The following is a 2,291-nucleotide window of genomic DNA, read 5'->3' as shown; positions in this document are numbered from 1 at the left end:
CGCGTCGGGCGCTGGGCCCGCCGGGTCCGCCGCCGCTCCGGCCGACGGCGCCACCGCCGCCGACACCGCCGCCGACCGGGGCGGCGACGGTGGCCGGTCGCGCCCCCTGTGCGCCCCCAACGCACAACATGCTCTCGGGCAGGCCGAGTTGCTGGCCGACAACCTGCTCGCGGCGCTCGCCGCCGAGCTGCCACGGCCCTACCGGCCCGAGCCGCCGTACGCCTCCACCTCGCTGGGGCTGCGCCGCGGGGTCGCGCACACCCGCAGGCGCAGCCTGACCGGTCGCCGGGCCTGGCTGCTGCACCGCACCCGCACGCTGCGCCGGCTGCCCAGCGCCGACCGCCGGGTGCGCATCCTGGCGGACTGGATCCTGGCCGGCCTGTTCACCCGGGAGGTCGTATCGCTGGGCTCGCTGGAACACCCGCGCGCCGAGTTCGAGGCCGCCGCCGGAGCGGGTGAGGAGCCGCTGCCACGGGTCGACTGACCAGCGACGCCACCGGCCCGCGGCACGGCCGTACAACACGACCAACACACGTACGACTTCCGGAATGACGCCTTCACCTGACAGGATCTGCGTGACACCCCGTCACGGCCCGTGCAAACTCCTGTACGAAACGTGACGGATTCCGCGATCCGACGAAAGCGACGGACGGTTGAACCTCATGCGCTGGAGTGCGCGGCTCACCGGGGCCCCGTGGCGCGTCGCTCCGCCCCCGGACGACCCGGTGGCCCTGCCGGGGCCGCGCGACCCGCTCGGCTCCGCCGGGTCAGCCTGCCCCGAGCAGCAGAGCGGCCAGGAGCGGCTGCTCGACCTGCACGAGCTCTACGACCTGCGGGACGTCCTGGGCCGGCTGCCGGCGCCCGTCGCCGTCACCTACGGCGGCCGGCACCGGCTCGGCTACGCCAACGACGCCTACCGCGAGATCTTCGGCAGCTGCCCGCCCGGCCTGACCGCCGAAGAGGCGATGCCCGAGCTGGCGGGGCTGGGCATCCTGCCGCTGCTCGACCAGGTACTGCGCAGCGGTCGCGCCCGCAGCGTCAAGGCGCGCACCATCCCCGACCCCACCCCGGGCGGCCGGCCGCGCTGCTTCAACGTCTCCTGCGTGCCCCTGCACTCCAACGAGCGCGTCGGAACCCGGGAGGGCCAGTCGCCGCCCGCCATCGGCGTCCTGATCTTCGCCGCCGAGGTGACCGACCAGGTGGCCGCGGCCGGCCGGCTGCTGGCCGCCGCCCAGCGCCAGCGCGAGGGCGGCGAGACCCTGCAGCGCAGCCTGCTGCCGCAGAAGCTCGAGCAGCCGGCCGACCTGCGGGTCGCCGCCACCTACCAGCCCGGCGGCGCCGAGGCGGCGGTCGGCGGCGACTGGTACGACGTGATCAGCCTGCGCGGCGGCCGGACCGCCCTGGTCATCGGCGACGTGATGGGCCGCGGCCTGCGCGCTGCCGCGGTCATGGGCCAGCTGCGCACCGCTGTGCGCGCCTACGCCCGGCTCGACCTGCCGCCGCACCAGGTGATGGGCCTGCTCGACGGCCTCGCCATGGAGATCGACGCCAACCAGATCGCCACCTGTGTCTACGCCGTCTACGACCCGGCCGCCGGCACCCTGACCTACGCCTCCGCCGGACACCTGCCGCTGATGCTGCGCTGCCCGGACGGGACCGTCCTCCAGGGCGAGCAGCAGAACGGCCCACCGCTGGGCACCGGCGACGGCAGCCACCTCTCCCACTCGCTGCGGCTGCTGCCGGGCACCACCGGCGTCCTCTACACGGACGGACTGGTGGAGCGGCGGGACCAGGACATCGACTTCGGCCTGGGCCAGCTCGCCCACACGCTGGCCGGTGCGATCGGCACGCCCGACGTGGTCTGCGCCCGCCTGCTGCGCGCGATGGGGGTGACGGCCGACCACGACGACGACGTCGCGGTGCTGGCGTTCCAGCTGCCGGCGCCCGTGGCGGTGCCGGCCCACGAGCCGGTGCCCGTGCCCGAGACCCGGCCGTCCACCTGCGAGGTTGACTCCGTTCATCAAGAGGTCTAGTGTTCTTCGAGCTGCCCACAGGGAGAACCGGACGCGCGCTCTGCACGGACGGTCCCGACTGGTAGCCGATCTCTTCCGAAACACCACCCTCAGCCAGTAGCCCGACTTTCGGCGTGTGTGCTTTTCGCGCACTGTCGCAGGTCGGTCTGTTTTGCTGTGCCGGTATTTCGGTGAGTGGGGCCGGATTCGCTTTTCGGAGCGGAGTTGGGCTAAAGTTCAACTCGTCGGACAGGCCGTCAGGTCGGTTACGGCGAAGGC

1 protein-coding gene and 1 pseudogene are annotated in these 2,291 nt (G+C 73.7%); both read left to right on the top strand.

Annotated elements, in window-relative coordinates; genetic code table 11:
- A pseudogene (locus ABD323_RS40490) lies at positions 1-484 on the top strand (NAD(P)/FAD-dependent oxidoreductase); the annotation flags it as partial.
- 178 nt (positions 485-662) lie between these two features.
- Entirely contained in the window at positions 663-2,033 is a 1,371-nt protein-coding gene (locus tag ABD323_RS40485; protein ID WP_344447114.1) for a SpoIIE family protein phosphatase, read from the top strand.
- The last annotated feature ends 258 nt before the right edge of the window (positions 2,034-2,291 follow it).

Source organism: Kitasatospora nipponensis, from assembly GCF_039528135.1.
Lineage (GTDB): Bacteria > Actinomycetota > Actinomycetes > Streptomycetales > Streptomycetaceae > Kitasatospora > Kitasatospora nipponensis.
The sequence above is the reverse complement of the archived record's forward strand: the minus strand, read 5'-3'. Positions and strand labels throughout refer to the sequence as shown.